Annotated in this window: 18 protein-coding genes; 5 read left to right on the plus strand and 13 right to left on the minus strand. The window is 48.1% G+C overall.

All coding sequences use genetic code 11. The features are described 5' to 3' along the window. From bamA to rpsB, 9 genes are all read right to left on the minus strand, one after another. Complete coding sequence (bamA, locus tag KIU71_RS01155; protein WP_214129280.1) at positions 1 to 2,481, minus strand: outer membrane protein assembly factor BamA; 2,481 nt, start codon at positions 2,479 to 2,481, stop codon at positions 1 to 3. 40 nt (positions 2,482 to 2,521) lie between these two features. Continuing rightward, positions 2,522 to 3,874 carry a sigma E protease regulator RseP gene (gene rseP, locus KIU71_RS01160; protein ID WP_214129282.1) on the minus strand — a complete coding sequence of 451 codons (1,353 nt, stop codon included), beginning with the start codon at positions 3,872 to 3,874 and terminating at the stop codon, positions 2,522 to 2,524. Next, positions 3,871 to 5,055, minus strand: coding sequence for a 1-deoxy-D-xylulose-5-phosphate reductoisomerase (gene ispC, locus KIU71_RS01165; protein WP_214129283.1), 1,185 nt, complete (start codon positions 5,053 to 5,055; stop codon positions 3,871 to 3,873). The genes rseP and ispC overlap by 4 nt, the downstream gene beginning before the upstream one ends. Then, positions 5,055 to 5,918: a phosphatidate cytidylyltransferase gene (locus KIU71_RS01170; protein WP_214129284.1), complete on the minus strand. Its 864-nt coding sequence runs from the start codon at positions 5,916 to 5,918 to the stop codon at positions 5,055 to 5,057. The genes ispC and KIU71_RS01170 overlap by 1 nt, the downstream gene beginning before the upstream one ends. Continuing rightward, positions 5,912 to 6,667: a polyprenyl diphosphate synthase gene (uppS, locus tag KIU71_RS01175; protein WP_214129704.1), complete on the minus strand. Its 756-nt coding sequence runs from the start codon at positions 6,665 to 6,667 to the stop codon at positions 5,912 to 5,914. The genes KIU71_RS01170 and uppS overlap by 7 nt, the downstream gene beginning before the upstream one ends. Before the next feature lie 41 nt (positions 6,668 to 6,708). Beyond that, positions 6,709 to 7,266, minus strand: coding sequence for a ribosome recycling factor (frr, locus tag KIU71_RS01180; protein WP_214129286.1), 558 nt, complete (start codon positions 7,264 to 7,266; stop codon positions 6,709 to 6,711). A gap of 15 nt (positions 7,267 to 7,281) precedes the next feature. Continuing rightward, on the minus strand, positions 7,282 to 8,022 hold the full coding sequence (pyrH, locus tag KIU71_RS01185) for a UMP kinase (protein WP_214129292.1): 741 nt from the start codon (positions 8,020 to 8,022) through the stop codon (positions 7,282 to 7,284). Between the two features lie 179 nt (positions 8,023 to 8,201). Continuing rightward, positions 8,202 to 9,074, minus strand: coding sequence for a translation elongation factor Ts (gene tsf, locus KIU71_RS01190; RefSeq protein ID WP_214129293.1), 873 nt, complete (start codon positions 9,072 to 9,074; stop codon positions 8,202 to 8,204). A 116-nt stretch (positions 9,075 to 9,190) separates the two neighbouring features. Further along, the gene (gene rpsB, locus KIU71_RS01195; RefSeq protein WP_214129294.1) at positions 9,191 to 9,922 is read right to left on the minus strand and encodes a 30S ribosomal protein S2; all 732 of its coding nucleotides are present in this window, start codon (positions 9,920 to 9,922) and stop codon (positions 9,191 to 9,193) included. Positions 9,923 to 10,268: 346 nt separating this feature from the next. Here rpsB and map point away from each other — a divergent pair, with 346 nt between their 5' ends. Genes map through dapD form a run of 3 tightly spaced genes read left to right on the plus strand, consistent with a single transcriptional unit; the run spans position 10,269 to position 14,582 of the window. Continuing rightward, positions 10,269 to 11,060, plus strand: coding sequence for a type I methionyl aminopeptidase (map, locus tag KIU71_RS01200; RefSeq protein ID WP_214129296.1), 792 nt, complete (start codon positions 10,269 to 10,271; stop codon positions 11,058 to 11,060). Between the two features lie 35 nt (positions 11,061 to 11,095). Further along, positions 11,096 to 13,765, plus strand: coding sequence for a [protein-PII] uridylyltransferase (gene glnD, locus KIU71_RS01205; RefSeq protein WP_214129300.1), 2,670 nt, complete (start codon positions 11,096 to 11,098; stop codon positions 13,763 to 13,765). Then, on the plus strand, positions 13,758 to 14,582 hold the full coding sequence (gene dapD, locus KIU71_RS01210; protein WP_214129705.1) for a 2,3,4,5-tetrahydropyridine-2,6-dicarboxylate N-succinyltransferase: 825 nt from the start codon (positions 13,758 to 13,760) through the stop codon (positions 14,580 to 14,582). The genes glnD and dapD overlap by 8 nt, the downstream gene beginning before the upstream one ends. 77 nt (positions 14,583 to 14,659) lie before the next feature. Here dapD and KIU71_RS01215 read toward each other — a convergent pair whose 3' ends face one another. Beyond that, positions 14,660 to 15,109, minus strand: coding sequence for a flavodoxin (locus KIU71_RS01215; protein ID WP_214129301.1), 450 nt, complete (start codon positions 15,107 to 15,109; stop codon positions 14,660 to 14,662). Between the two features lie 79 nt (positions 15,110 to 15,188). Beyond that, a complete protein-coding gene (locus tag KIU71_RS01220; RefSeq protein ID WP_214129302.1) occupies positions 15,189 to 16,064 on the minus strand; it encodes a pseudouridine synthase in 876 nt (291 codons plus the stop codon). Positions 16,065 to 16,112: 48 nt separating this feature from the next. Here KIU71_RS01220 and KIU71_RS01225 point away from each other — a divergent pair, with 48 nt between their 5' ends. Continuing rightward, positions 16,113 to 17,177, plus strand: a complete 1,065-nt coding sequence (locus tag KIU71_RS01225) for a DUF3549 family protein (RefSeq protein WP_214129303.1) — start codon at positions 16,113 to 16,115, stop codon at positions 17,175 to 17,177. Next, positions 17,178 to 17,483: a DUF3301 domain-containing protein gene (locus KIU71_RS01230; protein WP_214129304.1), complete on the plus strand. Its 306-nt coding sequence runs from the start codon at positions 17,178 to 17,180 to the stop codon at positions 17,481 to 17,483. Positions 17,484 to 18,081: 598 nt separating this feature from the next. Here KIU71_RS01230 and KIU71_RS01235 read toward each other — a convergent pair. Together KIU71_RS01235 and KIU71_RS01240 are read right to left on the minus strand one after the other, a co-directional pair. Then, positions 18,082 to 18,738, minus strand: coding sequence for a GNAT family N-acetyltransferase (locus KIU71_RS01235; protein ID WP_214129306.1), 657 nt, complete (start codon positions 18,736 to 18,738; stop codon positions 18,082 to 18,084). Between the two features lie 99 nt (positions 18,739 to 18,837). After that, positions 18,838 to 19,203 carry a DUF3192 domain-containing protein gene (locus tag KIU71_RS01240; protein ID WP_390881766.1) on the minus strand — a complete coding sequence of 122 codons (366 nt, stop codon included), beginning with the start codon at positions 19,201 to 19,203 and terminating at the stop codon, positions 18,838 to 18,840. Positions 19,204 to 19,340 lie beyond the last annotated feature (137 nt).

The following is a 19,340-nucleotide window of genomic DNA, read 5'->3' on the forward strand; positions in this document are numbered from 1 at the left end:
TTAAAATGTTTGACCAATGTTAAAGGTAAAGAAACGGGCGTCGTCGCCAGAACGTTCCTGAATCGCTTTCGAGAAACTAAATACCATTGGCCCCATGGGTGACAGCCATTGTACAGAAATACCCGCCGAACTGCGATATTGCTTCCAATCACTGTAATCCTGCAACTCAACCAGATCATCGCGACCTTCTCGCGCATTTGTCAGGCCTGCGTAATCATCAATATCAAATTCAGTATCCCAGACATTACCCACATCGATAAATAAACTGGTACGTACAGAATTATCGAAATCAGCTTCGACAAAAGGTGTTGGTACAATTAACTCTATACCACCCAACGCCATTGCATTACCCCCTAAGCTTCTGCGCGATGGATCATACTGACTGGTTTGTGGGCTTCCGGGAATGATTGAGCCATCTGGACCGATGATTTGACCGCCGCTTAAGCGTCTTATCCCGCGCGGGCCGACCGTATTGTTCTCAAAACCACGCAAGGTATCACTGCCCCCCGCGGTAAAGTTTTCCGTGAACGGCAGCACCTGATCGTTACCATTGATATCGCCATAGCCATTACCATAGCCCAGGCGCAAGCGTGCCAGCACAGACCAGCGCTGATTTCGGCTTAGCGGGAAGTAAAACTTGCCGTCTACAATGGTCTTAAAGTAGTTAACGTCTGAATTTGGCGTAGTGATGCTAAATGATGCCCGCTGCGATGAACCTGCGGTTGGGAAAACCCCACGATTCAGCGTGCTACGGCTCCAAGTCACAGAAGCCAAATAACTTTCGTAGTTGATGGAAGCATCGGGATCCTGAGGATCAATAAACTGCTCGTAGAAGCGGTCGGTTTGATCAAACTGTTCACGAGTAAACAGCTCCACGTTGGAATACGTTAAGCCAAAATTGATACGGTTAAATTCGTCAATCGGATAACCAATATTCGCACCCACGGAATATTGCTTACTGTTAAAGCGAATGACGTTGAAGCTCTCACCGTCAAACTCACTGTATGAAATCGAACCACCTAAACTAATACCATCAATGGTGAAGAATGGGTCCTGATAGGTAATGGTCGCGGATTGTTGATAAGAAACCGTATTCAAACTCAGGCCGACACGCTTACCGGTACCTAAAAAGTTATCTTGCTGAATACCCGCCTGTAAGCTTAGCTTGGTTCTGTCACCATAACCAATACCGGCATTGAACGAGCCTGACGGCTGCTCTTTAACGGTAAAATTAACATCAACTTTATCATCTTCGCCGGGAATACGTACGGTATCGAACTCGACTTCTTCCATGTAGGTTAAGCGCGAAAGCGCGTTTTTCGATGATTCCAGCAAACCATTGCTCAACCATGTACCTTCCATCTGGCTGACATTTTGACGAAGCACTTCATCCGCCGTGACCATGTTGCCCTCAAAATTCAAACGGCGCACATAAATACGCTTGCCCGGATCAACCGAGAGAGTCAATTTAACGGTTTTTTCTTCATCATCAATGTCAGGCACGGTGGTTACCGTAGGGTATGCATAACCAAAGCGCCCTAAGTACTTACTGATAAATTCTTCTGTGTAGGTCACTTCAGCCTGGTTATACATTTCACCCGGATTGAGTGGCAACACTTGTCGAATGTAGTCTTCATGACCCAAGATATCGCCGACTAATTCAACATCTGAAATCGTGTACTGCTCACCCTCTTCCACATTAAGAGTGACATAAATACCCGATTTTTCGGGTGTCATAGAAACCTGTGTAGAGTCGATAGCAAACCGTAAATAGCCGCGATCTTTATAATAGTTTTCAATCGCTTCAATATCACCCGACAAGGTTTGCTGTTGATAGCGGGTTTCAGACATAAAATCCCACCATGGCGTATTGAACTGCAACTCCATCTGATCGAACAACAGTTCATCAGAATAAATTTCGTTACCCACAATATTGATTTGCTGGATTTTGGCCGCATCGCCTTCTTCAAACAGTAATTTTAAATCCACCCGGTTGCGTGGAAGTGGAGTGATGATCGCCGTGACATCGGCGTTGTATTTACCGATGCTATAAAAGAAGTCTTTAAGGCCATTCTCGATGGAAGTTAGCACCGTCTTATCTAGCGGCTCGCCTACGCGCACATTGCTGCCATCAAGGCTTTCCTGCAATTGTTCATCTTTGATATCATCGTTGCCCTCAAAGATGATATTACTGATAGTCGGGCGCTCTGCCACGCGCACTATCAATGTATTACCTTCCCGTAAAATTTCGATATTCTCAAAATGGGTTGATGAATACAGCGAGCGGATCGCCTGTGAGATACGAAAACTGTTTAACTCATCGCCAACCTGCACCGGCAGAAAGGTCAATGCCGCGCCCAGCGCCACGCGCTGAAGACCTTCTACCCGTATATCTTCAACTACAAACTCGTTATCATTTGCAATGGCGAGGTTAGCAACGGACGACAATAATCCGGCTACAACTAACTGTCTAAACTTCATTGATACCTATTCTTCCTACGCGTTTGCTACATTATTATCGTTATGCCAATCGAGCAATGTCGTTAAAAATGGCGATGCTCATCAGCGCAAACAACAACACACCACCAATTTTAAATCCCAGTTCTTGAACACTTTCAGACACAGGCTTCCCAGTAAGCCACTCGATAGTGAAATACATCAGATGCCCACCATCCAACATGGGCAGTGGCAAAAGGTTAATTATGCCTAAATTCACACTGATAAGCGCTAAAAAACTCAGAAAATAGACTAAACCATAGTCAGCGCTGGCACCTGCCCCCTGAGCGATTGAAATAGGACCGCTTAAATTCTTCACCGATACATCGCCGGTGATGAGCTTGCCAATCATCTCAACACTTAGCGTCATTAAACGCCAAGTTCGCTCCAAAGCCTGACTAAAACCGCCAACAATGCCATACTGATGAGTAAAGACAACCCCATCTGGCCAAGGTTCAACTCGTGGACTCACACCCAGATAACCGCGTTGACCATTGTCACTCTCCACCGCATCCAATCGAACATTAACATTCATGGGTGCATTGCCTCTCAGCACACTAATTTCGATGCTTTGATTGGGTTTTACTGTGATCAACTCAACGGCACTCTGCCACGAGTCAACTTCGACACCGTCAATGGCAAGGAGTTCGTCACCCACTTCAATTCCGGCTCTTGCGGCCGCACTCTCTTCACCGATAAAGGCAATCTCTGTGGTGGCATTGGGCCGAAAAGGCGTGATCCCTAAGCTCGACAAAGCGGATGCTTTGTCAGGGTCAAAACGCCACTGAGCAATGTTAACAATCAATTGCTGGGAATGACCTGTCTCACGTAGCACAGTAACCGGTAATTCACTGTCACCAACATGTGAAACAAATTCGAGATTAACCGCTTCCCAATCGAGGGTTTCTCGACCGCCTACGGCAATAATTTGATCGCCAGCCTGAACGCCTGCCTGAGCAGAAAAGCTCTGTGGTTCAACACTCCCCACTATCGGCTTTACCGTTTGGACACCAATCAAATACATGAGGAACAGTGCAGCCACCGCGAAAACAAAATTGACGCCGGGCCCAGCGGCAATGATTGCCATACGCTTACCCACCGACTGGCGATTAAAGGCTTTGTGCGCTTGATTGGCTGGCACATTATCAACCCGCTCATCCAGCATACGCACATATCCACCGAGCGGAATAGCGGCAATGACAAACTCAGTACCGTGCTTATCTCTGGTGCGCCATAATGCTTTACCAAAGCCGATGGAAAATCGCTCAACATGAACACCACACCGGCGTGCTACCCAGAAGTGCCCCCATTCATGCACGGCAACTAAAATACCAAGCGCAACGATGAAAGCACCTAAACTCCAGAAAAAATCAATCATGCCGTAAGCCTCTGTACGTGCTGCTGAGCCGCAGCGCGCGCGGCAGTATCAATGTCTAACACCTGTTGGATTGAAGAAACTGAAGTAGGTTCCAATTGCTGCAAAGATTCTGCGTTGACGCTGGCAATGTCGGTGAAGCGTATTGCGCCGGATAAAAATGCGTCAACCGCCACTTCATTGGCGGCGTTTAGCTGTGTTGTCGCAGCCTGTCCCGATTCACACGCAGAGATTGCCAACGCTAAATTAGGGTAACGTTCGGGGCAGGCCTGTGCAAAAGTGAACGCAGCAAGTTGCGAAAAGTCGAGTGCGCTCACACCCGACACAATGCGTTCAGGATAGGCCAACCCATGCGCAATGGGTGTACGCATATCCGGGTTGCCTAGTTGTGCGATAACCGAGCCATCCACATACTGCACCATCGAATGAATCGTGCTTTGCGGGTGCAATACGACTTGAATGTCGCTGGCCGCTACGCCGAACAACCAATGTGCTTCAATAAACTCAAGCCCCTTGTTCATCATGGTAGCCGAATCAACCGATATCTTTCTGCCCATGTCCCAATTGGGATGAGCGCAAGCCTCGTCTGGCGTAATGGTATTAAAACTGTCGATGGCGCGTGTCAAAAATGGCCCACCAGAACCGGTCAGGAGGATTTTCGATATCCCACTGCCCTGTAAATCACCGTATTGAAAGGTCTGAGGAAGCGATTGAAAAATAGCGTTGTGTTCGCTATCAATCGGCAACAAGGTGGCGCCGTATTGATTAGCGGCCTGAATAAATAGCTCTCCACTCATCACCAGCGCTTCTTTATTCGCTAGCAAAACACGTTTACCGCTTTTGACTGCCGCCAGCGTAGGGAGTAGACCCGCAGCGCCGACAATAGCAGCCATAACAATATCCACGGCCGAGTCGCTAGCCACAAAACTGAGCGCATCCTCACCCATAAGTATTTCGGCTTCAACACCATACTGTTTTGCGAAATGTTTTGCATCTTCGTAAAGCGTTTCGTCGGCAATGACGACATAGCGAGCCGCACACGCTTTTGCTTGTTGCATGAGACGTTCAACTCGACGACAGCCGGTAATCGCGAAAACCCGATAGCGATCAGGATGGCGTGCAATCACATCCAGTGTGTTGCAGCCAATTGAACCAGAGGCACCCAGAATCGTTACCGTTTGCACTACGCCATCCAGGTGACATAGCAATAGGCGAAGATGGGAAATGCAGCGGTCAGGCTATCAATACGATCCATAACACCACCGTGCCCCGGCAGGATTTTTCCACTGTCTTTCATGCCAGCACAGCGTTTGAACATGCTCTCATTGAGATCGCCCAATGCAGATACCCCAACCGTTAAGCCACCAATGACGATATGAAGCCAAATCCGCGACGGGTCAACCTGATAATGCAACGCCGCGAAGGCAATAATGGCCACCGACGCCGTAACTCCACCCATTAAGCCTTCAAGGGTTTTGCCCGGAGATACGTTCGGCCTGAGCTTGTGTTTACCAAATTTTACCCCGACAAAAAAAGCGCCGATGTCTGCGGCCCACACAATGCCCAATACATAAAAAATCAATGAAGCCCCGTAAAAGGGATCAATCTCATACAAACTGGTGCGTAGCGAAACAACCGCAATCCACGTTGGGATTAGCGTAAACAAACCGAACAATGCCCGTATCCACACACTGTGCTTCCAAAACGCGCTCCAGCGCGGATAGGCAATAATCAGTGCCAGAGAAAATAACCACCAGATGACGGAAAGCCCAAGGATGTAGCGATAAACGGCATTTAACTGCCCTTGGTACCATATGAGATTTTCATCGACATATTGAGCGAAAAAAATGCAGATAGTCAGGGTGATGAGCGTGTATACCAGCTTGTAGGTGCGGCTGTCTAAGCCAGACATCTTTGCCCATTCATACGCGCCAATAGCGACAACACCACCAATAACAACTTGAAACTCAAATATCGGCAGAAACAGTACGGCAATCAGCGCCAGTGGCGCCAAAATGACTGCGGTGATAATCCGCTGCCTTAACATATTGTCGCCGCCGTCACTTGCTCACCGGTCATACCGTAGCGACGTTGTCGCTCACTAAAACTCTCAACCGCCTGCGCAAACGCTGCTTCATTGAAGTCTGGCCACAATATGGGTGTGAAGAAAAACTCAGCATAAGCACACTGCCAGAGTAAAAAATTACTGATACGCTGCTCACCACCGGTCCGTATGAGCAAATCCAACGGTGGTAGATCAGCCATGCTAATATGCTCAGTCAGAGCATTTTCATCCACACTATTGGCATCGATCTCGCCACGGGCTACTTGCAAAGCGAGTTGTTTAGCGGCATTGGCAATATCCCAGCGCCCCCCATAATTGGCGGCAATATTCAGCGTTAAGGCCGTATTTTGTGCGGTGAGGTTTTCAGCCTTACGGATTTTGTCGACTAGCTTTTTGTCAAAGCGAGTGAGGTCGCCAATGACGCGCAAGCGAACGTCATTCTTGTTGAGTTTCTTAACTTCACTGTTTAAGACCAAGTTAAACAGTTCCATCAGCACCTTAACTTCGTCTTCGGGACGCTTCCAGTTCTCGCTGCTAAACGCAAACAACGTCAGTGCACAAATACCATTTTCGCGCGCATACTTCACGGACGCACGTACCGCATCGACCCCGGCCTTATGCCCAAAGGTACGAATTTTACCTTTGCGTTTAGCCCAGCGCCCATTGCCGTCCATGATAATGGCGACGTGTTTGGGTAGGGCCAACGGCTGGTCGTGAGACGCCTGTTCCATGGCATTAATTTGCGCCTGAGCGATAGCTTTATCCAAAACGCTTACACTTCCATAAGCTCGGTTTCTTTATCCGCTAACATATCGTCAACCTTCTTTACGAATGTATTAGTTAACGTCTGGATATTCTCTTCTGCAGCGCGGCTCTCATCTTCGCTAATCTCTTTCTCTTTCAACAGTTCTTTAATGTCACTGTTGGCATCGCGCCGCACGTTTCGGATCGCTACGCGACCCTGTTCGGCTTCGTTGCGCACAACTTTAATGAGATCTTTGCGGCGCTCCTCGGTCAACGGTGGCATAGGGATTCGAATCGTTGCTCCAGCACTCATCGGGTTCAAACCCAAATCTGATTGCATGATGGCTTTTTCAACTGCTTGCACTGCACTCTTGTCGAACACGGTTAATGCCAAAGTGCGGTTATCTTCTGCAATGACATTGGCAACCTGACGAAGTGGTGTAGGAGCGCCATAATACGATACGCTGATTGAATCAAGAAGGCTGGGATGAGCGCGGCCAGTTCTAATCTTACTCAATTGAGAACGAAGGGCGGCGATACTTTTTTCCATGCGCTGCTGCGCGTCTAATTCGATTTCATCTAACACGGTCAATATCCTGTTTTATTGCTCTTTATTATTGTGACTGATCAGCGTGCCTTCCGGCTCCCCAACGACAACACGTTTAAGGCAGCCCGGCTTGTTCATATTGAACACGCGGATCGGTAGGTTATGATCTCTGGCAAGCGTGAATGCCGCCAAATCCATTACCTTCAACTCTTTTTCAAGCACGTCATTATAACTGATATGCGAATACAATACTGCGTCGGGATTTTTGACCGGATCGGAGTCATAAACACCATCAACTTTCGTCGCCTTGATGACGGCATCAGCTTCAATTTCAATACCGCGCAAACAGGCCGCCGAGTCAGTTGTGAAGAATGGATTGCCCGTACCTGCTGCAAAAATAACAACGCGACCGGATTTCAACAGACTGATGGCTTCTGCCCAGTTATAAGCGTCGCACACACCGTTAAGTGGGATAGCAGACATCAAACGCGCATTGACAAAGGCTCGGTGTAAAGCATCACGCATCGCAAGGCCATTCATCACTGTGGCGAGCATGCCCATGTGGTCTCCAACAACCCGGTTCATCCCGGCTTTTGCGAGTCCTTCTCCGCGGAATAAATTGCCGCCGCCGATCACCAAGCCAACTTCCACACCTAACTCAACTAACTCTTTAATTTCCTGCGCCATGCGATCCAGCACTTTAGGATCGATGCCGAAACCCTCATCGCCCATTAATGCTTCACCACTGAGTTTTAAAAGAATTCGACGATAAGCAGATTTTGGAGTCATAGTCATGGCAGTTAGTATCCTTTTGAATTCGGTTTGCGTGATAACACTGACATCAATGTTCTATCAAGCAAACAAACTCGATTAAATTCACACTCAACCTGCGAGTATAAATACAAAAAAGGCACCTTTTTCAAGGTGCCCGTAGTGTATATGACATTCGCATCATGCAAAAGTCAGAAGCCAATTTATTTCTTTGCTGCTGCCATTTGCGCTGCCACTTCAGCAGCAAAATCTTCCGTCTTTTTCTCGATACCTTCACCCACTTCGAAACGAACGAAGTTGATCACGTCAGCACCTTTTGATTTAAGTAAATCCGCAACTGACATTGAAGGATCTTTGACAAACGGTTGACCGGTTAAGCTGACTTCGCCTGTGAATTTCTTCATGCGGCCAGCGACCATTTTCTCTGCGATATCAGCAGGCTTACCAGATTGAATCGCAATCTCAACTTGGATTTGCTTTTCTTTCTCAACCACGTCTGCTGGAACATCTTCCGGCTTCACGTATTGTGGACTAGCCGCTGCAACGTGCATCGCGATGTCTTTCGCTAAATCTTCGTCACCGCCATTTAAAATAGCCACAACACCAATACGGCCGCCATGTACATAAGCACCTAGATTGTCACCTTCAACATTGATCACGCGACGAGGGCTAATATTTTCACCGATTTTAGCCACGAGCGTATCACGCGCGTCAGCGACTGTGGTGCCGTTCAATTCAGCTGCGTTCAATTCTTCGATGCTGTTGATGTTCTTTTCTGCGGCGATAGCAAGAATTTGCTTTCCGAAAGCAAGAAACCCTTCATCACGCGCAACGAAATCGGTCTCACAGTTCACTTCCATCATGGTCGCACGACCATTGGCAACTTCAGTTAAAATAACACCTTCAGCGGCAATACGACCCGCTTTTTTAGCCGCTTTCGCCTGGCCTGATTTACGCATGTTCTCAATCGCTAATTCAACGTCACCGTCGGTTTCAACCAGCGCTTTTTTACAATCTAGCATTCCAGCGCCTGTGCGCTCGCGAAGCTCTTTTACCAGTGCTGCAGTCACTGCCATAATAAATTCCTCAATTAGCTTTTTTAATAAGGTAAAGGGGCGTGCACCCTGTGTGTTCGCCCCTTAAAAGATGTTGGACTAAGCTACGCTTCGGTCGCTTAATCAGTATCCTTCTATTACTCAGTTGCTTCGACGAAGTCGTCTTGCTCTGCCTGTGACTCAAGATTGTTCTCACGACCCTGATTAACTGCATTTGCAGCGGCATTCAAGTATAGCTGAATGGCACGGATTGCATCGTCGTTACCCGGAATGATGTAATCAACACCGTCTGGATCAGAGTTGGTATCAACGACGCCAACGACAGGGATACCCAAGTTACGTGCTTCTGTCACAGCAATGTGCTCATGGTCGGCATCAATCACAAAAATACAGTCTGGCAAGCCACCCATATTCTTGATACCACCCAAGCTGTTTTCAAGCTTGTCCATTTCACGTTGAAGCATTAATGCTTCTTTCTTTGTTAACTTCTCGAACGTGCCATCTTGGCTTTGTTGCTCAAGATCTTTCAGACGTTTGATAGATTGACGTACTGTTTTCCAGTTAGTCAACATACCGCCCAACCAGCGTTTGTTAACATAGTACTGGTCGCAGCTAACCGCAGCTTCTTTAATCGCTTCACCAGCGGCACGCTTAGTCCCTACGAAAAGGATTTTACCTTTTTTCGCAGACACACTTGAAATGTAGCTCAACGCGTCGTTAAACAACGGAACCGTTTTTTCAAGATTTATAATATGAACCTTATTGCGAGCACCGAAGATGAAAGGTTTCATTTTCGGGTTCCAATAACGAGTTTGGTGACCGAAGTGTACGCCCGCTTGGAGCATGTCACGCATAGATACGTTTGCCATTAAATTGTCCTCAATTTGGGTTAGGCCTCCATACATCCCCACTACCGATCCGCTGCATGAGCAACAGACACCCCGGCACCGGTGTCGATGTATGTGTGTATTAGTTAATTAACCTTTTAGTCGACTCGCCAAACGAGTATTCGCCAAAAAGCGCGCGCTTTATACCATGACATGTCAGCATGTTCAAGTTTCTCAACCGGTAAATCGATGATATCAGGTCACACTTCTGTTCTACTTTATAGCGTATTGTTCATCCAGGCAGCGCGCCGATGGCTGTACAGCGCCTGCACTTAACGGTACTATCTGCTGCTTTATATACATTCATTGCACAGATTAGAGGTAAGTTTTGGGCGCGATTATCAAAACGGCAGACGAAATCGAAAAAATGCGTATTGCGGGTCGACTCGCAGCCGATGTTCTCAATATGATTACGCCGCATGTGGTGAAAGGCGTGACGACTGATGAACTCAATACCTTGTGTCATGACTACATCGTGAATCAGCAAGATGCTATTCCAGCGCCACTCAACTATGGGCACCCGCCCTTTCCAAAATCAGTGTGTACCTCCGTTAACCACGTGATCTGCCACGGCATTCCATCTGACAAAAAACTGAAAGACGGCGATATCATCAACATCGATGTCACCGTGAAAAAGGATGGCTATCACGGCGATACGTCAAAAATGTTTATTGTCGGAAAACCCACTATTCTGGCCGAACGACTTGTGCGCGTCACTCAGGAGAGCTTATACAAGGCAATCAGAATGGTTAAGCCTGGTGTGCGTTTAGGTGACCTGGGCCACGCGATCCAGCAATACGCTGAGTCGCATGACTACTCGATTGTGCGTGAGTATTGCGGGCACGGCATTGGCGCAACGTTTCATGAGGACCCACAGGTTGTGCACTATGGGCGCCCAAATACTGGCGACGTACTGGAAGCCGGAATGTGCTTCACCATTGAGCCCATGGTCAACGCCGGTAAGCGTTACTCCAAAATTCTTCCTGACCAGTGGACGGTAGTGACGAAAGATCGCAGCTTAAGTGCACAGTGGGAACACACCTTGTTAGTCACTGACAACGGCGTCGAAATTCTTACTCTACGTGATGAGGAAGATATTGAGCGCGTTATCGAGCATTAACAGCAGAGCACATTAACCAACAGCGTGGGTAAGCGATGACAGTGGTAGTAGAAGCAGAACAACTCACATTGGAAGCGCTGATTGAGCGGGTGTTAGCGCTACACGACGTTAACGATATAAAAGCCTTCAAGCAATGTGTCGCAGACAGCTACCGTTGGCTTGACGGTGCATTTGATAAGCTACTCGTGGATGAACTGGTATCGGGGAGAGCGGTATTTATCGACAGCCTGTTGCGGCACTTATGGGAATTGTATGAGCTAGATAAGGTTCCTGACCTTTGTCTTGCTGCGGTGGGTGGCTATGGACGAGCACAGCTCCAGCCTTACTCAGATATCGACTTACTTATCCTGTCCAAAAACCCGTTAAAGCCCGATGTGAAGGACAGCATCGGTCAATTTATTACGCTGTTGTGGGACATCAAACTCGATGTTGGTCAGGCCGTTCGCACCATTAAAGAATCCATCGCATTGGCTAAAGATGATCTTAGCGTGGCAACCAATTTAGTCGAAGCCCGCTGTTTAGCTGGGGCAAAACCCGTTTTCACCTCGTTGATCCAGCAAGTTTCCAAAAAGAACGTCTGGTCGAGTGATCGCTTCTTTCTCGCCAAACTGGATGAACAACGTACCCGACACAGAAAGTTTCATGGCACCGCCTATAATCTGGAACCTAATGTTAAAGAAAATCCGGGTTGCTTGCGTGACATTCAAACCATTGGCTGGGTAGCCAAGAAACACTTTAAAGAATATGACGGTTGGAGTCTGGTCGGGCATGGTTACTTTACTAAAGACGAACATGCCGAATTGATTGAATGCCGTTCGCACCTGTGGCGCATGCGTTTTGCCCTGCACCTTGCTGCAGGTCGTAGCGAAAACCGACTGCTGTTTGATTACCAAACCGACGTCGCACAACGACTAGGCTATGGTGATCAAGGCAAAGCCTCGGTTGAAAGTATGATGAAGGCATTTTTCCGCACGGTCAGGCGTGTTAGTGAGCTGAACGACATGCTGATGCAGCGCTTTAGCCATGACATTCTAGGCAAACAGGATTATGGCAACGTGTCGCTCAGCCCGCATTTTGACCTGCACGACGGACTTATTTCCCCTTCGCATGATGCCGCATTTGATTCGCCTGTCGCCGTGTTTGATTTCCTGTTACTGGTGGCTGATCACGCTGAAGTGAAAGGGTTGGATACCGACTGCATTCGCCAATTGCGCAACGCCCGGCGTGAATTTCAAGCGCAATATTGGGTGGATATTCCCCAGTGCCGTGAGCGATTTATGCAGTTGATGCGCCACCCGCACTTCTTCGACTTTGGCTGGGATATTATGCACAAGTATGGCATTTTGCAGGCCTACTTGCCCGAGTGGAACCACATAGTGGGCATGATGCAGTTCGATCTATTTCACGCCTACACCGTTGATGAACATACGCATCGGTTAGTTAAGTACGTGAATGATTATTTTCAACCTGAGAATCGTGCTTTCCCTCGGTGCGGAAGAATTGCAACCAATTTAGATAAACCTGAATTGCTGTACCTCGCCGCCATTTTCCATGACATTGGTAAAGGTCGCGATGGCGACCATTCGGTGCTCGGCGCAAAAGATGTTGAGGCATTTGGTACTGCCCATCGGCTTCCAAAGGCCGACACTGAACTGATTGCGTGGCTGGTAAACAACCACCTGCTGATGTCGGTTGTCGCGCAACGCCGCGACATATACGACCCTGATGTCGTCAATGATTTTGCCAGCAAGGTGAAAAGCCAAACACATTTAAATTTGCTCTATGCACTCACATTGGCAGACATTCGGGCAACCAATGACAATTTATGGAACGACTGGAAATCGTCGCTCCTGCGCGAGTTGTATGTTCTTACCGAGAAAGCGCTCGACAATGGCTTGCAGTGTCAATTGACTATCTTTGAGCGCGTGAACGAAAACAAATTGGCTGCGCGTAATATTCTTGCCGATAAAGCGCTGTCAGATATTGCCATTGATAGCCTGTGGGCTCGGCTTGACCATGACTATTTCGCGCGTTACAAACCTGCACAGATCGCGTGGCATACTGAAGAAGTACTGCACTTTAAAATGGAATCGCCCACCGCACTTTTGATCAGAGCCAGCGACACAACGACCAGAGCCGGCACGGAACTGTTTATATACGGCGTTGACAGACCCGCTCTGTTCGCCCAGGTTGCTTCGGTTCTTGATAGTCGCAACCTGTCTATCCACGACGCCACCATTACGATCACCGACGACGGATACGTATGCGACAGCATTATTATTTTGGAAAACGATGGTAGCCGCATAAGCTCAGGTCAGCGCCTCAGCGGTATTGAAGAGGCCATCGAATCGCAATTGGCTTCGCCCGGGCGTTCGCACACCAATCAGCGAAAGATTTCACGGCAACTCAAGCAGTTGACCGTACCCACGAAAATACGCTTTTACAATCGACAAGACGATGTCACATTGGTTGAGCTCGAAGCACTTGATGCGCCCGGCATACTCGCGAAAATCGGGCATGCCTTTGTAGATTGCAATGTCACACTGAAACTCGCCAAAATCGCGACCATCGGTGAACGTGCCGAAGATATTTTCATCATCAGTAACGCCGACGGGGTTGCGTTGAGCCCCGATCAGCAAGTTGAATTGCGCAAGACCATACTCTCTAAACTAGACCAACTGGAAGACATGAACCATGATGCATGAGTTGCAAAAAACCATCGAAGCCGCCTTTGAAGCACGCGATTCGATCACGCCGAATTCTGGCCACAGTGATGTCAAAAATGCCGTTCAACACGCGATTTCACTGCTGAATTCCGGAGAGGCACGTGTGGCAGAGAAGATTGCCGGTGAATGGGTTGTGCATCAATGGTTAAAAAAAGCCGTGCTTTTGTATTTTCGTCTGCACGATAATGCGCCCATGCAGGATGGTGTTGGTCAATACTTTGATAAGGTCCCGCTTAAATACGCCAACTACAGCGCCGAAGATTTCCAGCGCGACGGCACTCGTGTTGTGCCGCCAGCGACGGTGCGCACTGGCAGTTTCGTGGGTAAAAACGTCGTACTCATGCCTTCCTACGTGAACATAGGCGCTTTTGTTGATGAAGGCAGCATGGTTGACACATGGGCAACGGTTGGCTCGTGTGCACAAATTGGCAAGAATGTGCACCTGTCCGGCGGCGTTGGTATTGGTGGTGTACTTGAACCGCTGCAAGCAAACCCTACCATTATCGAAGACAACTGTTTTATCGGCGCACGCTCTGAAATTGTTGAAGGCGTTATTGTAGAAGAAGGGGCGGTTATTTCGATGGGCGTTTACATCGGCCAGAGCACGCGAATTTACGACCGAGAAACGGGAGAAATCCATTATGGTCGTGTGCCTGCAGGCTCAGTTGTGGTTTCGGGAAGCTTGCCCAGTAAAGAGGGTAGCTACAGTTTGTATGCCGCCGTGATTGTGAAAAAAGTCGATGCAAAAACACGCGCAAAAGTGGGCATTAATGCACTGCTTCGCGCTGCTGAGTAACCTCTGCTAATGCAAAAAATAAGTCACAGTCGGTCAGAGCCGCTGTGACTTGCTCCATGACTCAATAATCGACACACCTACGCCAGCAATTTCGTTTTTATCCCTTTAACCCAGGCTACAACGTCTGTCTCAGGTTCTAGCGTTTCAATGGCGTCGATCTCAAGCATGTCAGCAACAGGTTGCCCCTGTAGCTCCGCCAGTAACTCAGCAAACTGCTTGCCACCACCACAGTAAGTATCGCCATAGCTGCTGTCTCCCAACGCGGCGACTGCATAAGGTTTGCCGTTCATTAAGGGGAACTGATCGCGCAGCTCAGCATAGAAAAACTCTAAATTAGGTGGCACATCGCCTTGGCCAGTCGTTGACGTAATCACCAGTACTGCTTCAGCTTCTTTAAAGTCATCAACACTGGGATCGCTATGCACACTGGAATCGATGCCGTCATCACTTAAAGCCTGTTGAACCTCTTCGGCGACGTGCTGCGCATTGCCGTAAACCGAACCTGCAAAAATGGAAAGTTTTTTCATAACAATCAGTACCTTTATTTCTTTAATCAGTGTGAGCGATTTTACGCGCCAGAGTATACATCAGTGACCCGCTAAAGCATCAATACGCTCTCTCAATATTCAGGCTCTCACTTCCGGCGACGCGAAAAGGCGTCCAACTTGCCAACAGGCGAGCCATTTCCGTATGGGGTTGCGTTGCAATGCGCAGTAGCTTGCCCGTGCGGGGGTGTGGAAAGTGCATTTCTGTGCAACTGAGCGCCAGATTGTAACCGTTGAAATGATGTCGTACGAACGCATTTTGCTTACCATCACCGTGTGTTGTGTCACCAATAATCGGGTGGCGAACATGCGCCATGTGACGCCGCAATTGATGTTTACGCCCCGTATGGGGCGACAGCGCCACGTAGGAAAAGCGCGCCTCATGATAACGACCCACAGGCAGAGGAACCTGAAAACGCTGAACGCAGGTTAGCTGTGTTTGAGCTGACTGCGCAGGCTTATCTTTAAATGCGCGCTTATCCGACTTCTTGTCTAGAATTTCTCGCAGCGGATAATCAATCTTCGCTGATGCAGTCACATGCCCTCTGACGATGGCGCGATAGTGTTTGCGAATCTGCCGCTGAGTGAAAGACTCAGTTAATGTTGCCGCCATCGCAGAGGACAAAGCGAACACGAGTACGCCTGAGGTAGGCCGGTCTAGCCGATGAACAGGGTAAACGAAACACCCAAGTTGATCACGTAGCATCTGTACAGCGAAGTGCGTTTCCCGTTTCGCGATCAGGCTACGATGCACCAGCAACCCGGGCGGTTTGTCAATGACGACAATATCATCATCTCGATAAAGAACGGTTAGCGGCTCTATGAACACAGGTAGCTTTTTGCTAGGTGAAGACGTGAACAAAGTATCCCATACATAAGCGACCCATGGCGAGATATGCTGTCTTTCAAATTTCGCGTAGCGACCTGTGCAAAACATTGTCATATCCGGGTATAATCACGCTTTTTACATGAAGGGGGAAAGCCATTGTCGCAGCACATAGGATCAATCAGTGAGTTTCTGATCCACGCTGGCACACAGTATGCCATATTTGATATGGGACGCTGTATTCGCTCTCTCGAACCACAGACGTTTCTCGCTATAGAGCAAGGTGAACTGCCCGCCCCCTACCCACGCCAGCGCCATGCTTGGTTTGGCATTGTGTATTGGAATAAACCGCTTTCTGAGCATCGCTACATTTGGTTTCTAAAGCTGCCGCTGGATGAGAGAGGTTGCGTACTGGACGCTGCGCGTCAGCAATTTTTAGAAATCATCGTCTCTGCAATAAGCAAGAATAAACAGACTTCTGCGCCCGCAACCGATAGCATTGATCTTAACGAAGCGCAGCAGCCTGATAACCCCTATATTTTCACGCCAGCACAGCAGCAACTGGCCGACTTTAATGCGCTATCCAGAAAAACATTGCAATTACCCCCGTCAGCGGATCATGTGGCGGCTCACGATTATCTGCTGGCACCTGCTGCACAGGATTGGCGCAATATAAGCGTTCAGGGTATCTCCGATGCTGTACATTTCAGCACTGAGAGCGATTTGTTACAATTTTCAGAGTGCATCGAAGAAAGGTTTCCACCCGAAGTACAGGTACCTCTAATGAGCGCACTGGAAAACCGAGTTCCTTGTGAAAAGGTCGCGCAGGTTCTTGACGCGCAATATCATCAATCTCTCGCACAAAAAAAACCATCGGCACTTCAGTTTTTACGAGCGATGGCCATGGTGCCAGATGACGATTTAAGAAAAAATACGGTGTTAGCCGCGCTGGATACCTTCGGTTCTCACCCCGACCCGTTGCTTGTTATTGCAGGTCGACACTGGCAGGCACTGAAGTCTGATGACGTCATGACACGTTTTTTAGAAGCCGCAGCATATGTTGATGAGGACAGGATCCAATATCCGTTTTTTTGCGGCTTGTTTGCTGACATTGTGCAAATCCCGGCGACTCGACACGCTGCACTCAATGCCGTACGAAGCGCCGACAGAAGTGACATGCTAAGTCAAGCGATAGGCGCGCTGTTTAACCAGCGCGGAGAATAAATGGAACTCACTAACGTTATATTGTTACTGCTATTAGTGGCAACCGCTTGGCAGTTTTGGCACATCCGTGAAATGAATGAACTGGCCAACCGATTCGCGGCGCATTACTGTAAAAAGCATGCATTGCAGTTGATTTCTGTTGCGCGAGAATCAACGCGGATAAGACTATTCAAAGGCAAACCCGCGTGGTATTGCCGTTTTCGCTTTGAATTCTCCGCAAATCGAGAAGCGTTAAACAGCGGTACGTTTGAGATGCATAGTAAAACGGTTACCGCTATCGACGTTCCAGCCTACCCAATCAATTGAAGCCCTTAGGCTTCGAGGGATCAGAACTGATAACCCGCTTGTAAAAAGCCACCAACTCGATTGTCGAAAATAGAAAAAGCGAAGCACATGGCTTCGCTTTTTGGTCGAATTTCGAGCTTCCTTCTCTGCGATCCTTTGCAACTACAATCATCCCGATTTGAATCCTTTACGCCCCTTTCCATCTTTTCTCGCTCTTCCTAAGCGAGCCACTCATCCTAAGTAGGTCCCTTCCTTTTTTCCGTTTAACATCGCCCATCCATGCCGCGAATAGCCTCATCCAGAGACGTTCCTGAGTTTCATCCATGTGCTTTCCATTGCTTATCCATGTGATTGAAGCTCCGCTTCAATTATCTCACTCCGTTGAGATGTCCTAAGCTGTCCAAGTGTCTTCCTGACGTGTCGTGTTTCCTTGTGACGTGAGTAGAATACGCCGATCCGAAAACAGTGCGCTATGCATTTAATAAAAAGATTGTCAGAAATCGACCAGTTGAGAGAGGTGAAGCCAAGTAACTATTTAAAATCAGACACTTAAATATTATTCTACGTTTATGTTCAATTGCATTTTCTATTGATTGCCTACGCGTTTGTAGGCGATCTCTTACACCGAGCGAACGTTATTTGGGCGAGGCCTGAACATAACGTATCCAGTGATATGGCTAAACTCAAGTTCACAGACATGATCGTAATGCCCGCCACGAAAGAAAGAGAGACATTTCGGCAAAGTAACATACACCCCAACCCCCTCACTACGCTCGTCCTCAGACATGACACTGTCAATGGCATTCATCAAAATGTGCCCTAAGCCTTTATCCTGATAATCAGGGTGAACACCGATGAAAGACAGCATGTGATAGTTGCTCGCAGGCATGCACTCTCTAACCCGCTCTTCTTTTTCAATCATGTGTTTAGTGCCTAGGAACCCTGCGGTCAACAACATTTTTAAGCGCCAATGCCAGTATCGCCCAGCGCCAAACGCTGCGTCTGGTGCAATCAAGCACGCCACAGCCAACAGCCTCTTCTCGTCGTACAAACCGACCATAGGCTGCCTGGCTGTCCAGAACGCGTGTAGCTCTTCCCGGATAGCCGAGCGCAGCCGACTTTCATAACCCTCACGTTCGCTGTCAAAAATGTCAACGAAGAGTGGATCATCAAAGTAGGCATTATATAAAATTGATGCAGCGACCTTGAGATCCTCAGCAGTTAAATACACCGCCCGAACGCTATCCAAAGATAGGTCAATAACATGCTGCGCCATGGCAAAAACTCCTTACAAACAGTAGGTATTAACACTGACTTTTTGTTAACCGTTTGTAAAGTAAAATCCCATCCACACAGCACAGAGATTTGATCTGGATTAACGATAACTGCTCAGCGCAGCATCCCCCCAACCGATTAACCGGCCATTTTCAAAAATTAACGGCGTACATTCATCTTTGGTGGTGACGCCGTCATCTGTGATGCGTTGTGTCCGGTAATACAATATCCGATAGTTTGCGCCGTCTTGTTGATAAGCCTCGTCAAAGTCAGCTAACCCCATACGCTGCGTCACTTTTTCAAGCATCATTCCCTGTTCCAAGCGACTGACATGCTGACGGTTATTGGCTTCTCGCTTTTCCCAGTCATGTTGATAGTATCCGTCGCCATCTCCACCCACTGACACGACGCAACCAGACAATAACAGCGGCGCACATAATCCACAGGCGATGGCCGTCGTTTTCAAAAATTTACGCGTAAGCATGACTTCATTCCTTATTTTTGTTGATTCTCGATATACTGCACAGTGCGGTGTTTAACGTTGAGTGAGCACTGGCAGGTCGCAATTGATAAACAAGTTTTCTGCCAACTTTTATCATATTG

Origin of the sequence: Alteromonas oceanisediminis, assembly GCF_018474025.1 — a bacterium.
In the GTDB taxonomy this organism is placed as follows: domain Bacteria; phylum Pseudomonadota; class Gammaproteobacteria; order Enterobacterales; family Alteromonadaceae; genus Alteromonas_E; species Alteromonas_E oceanisediminis.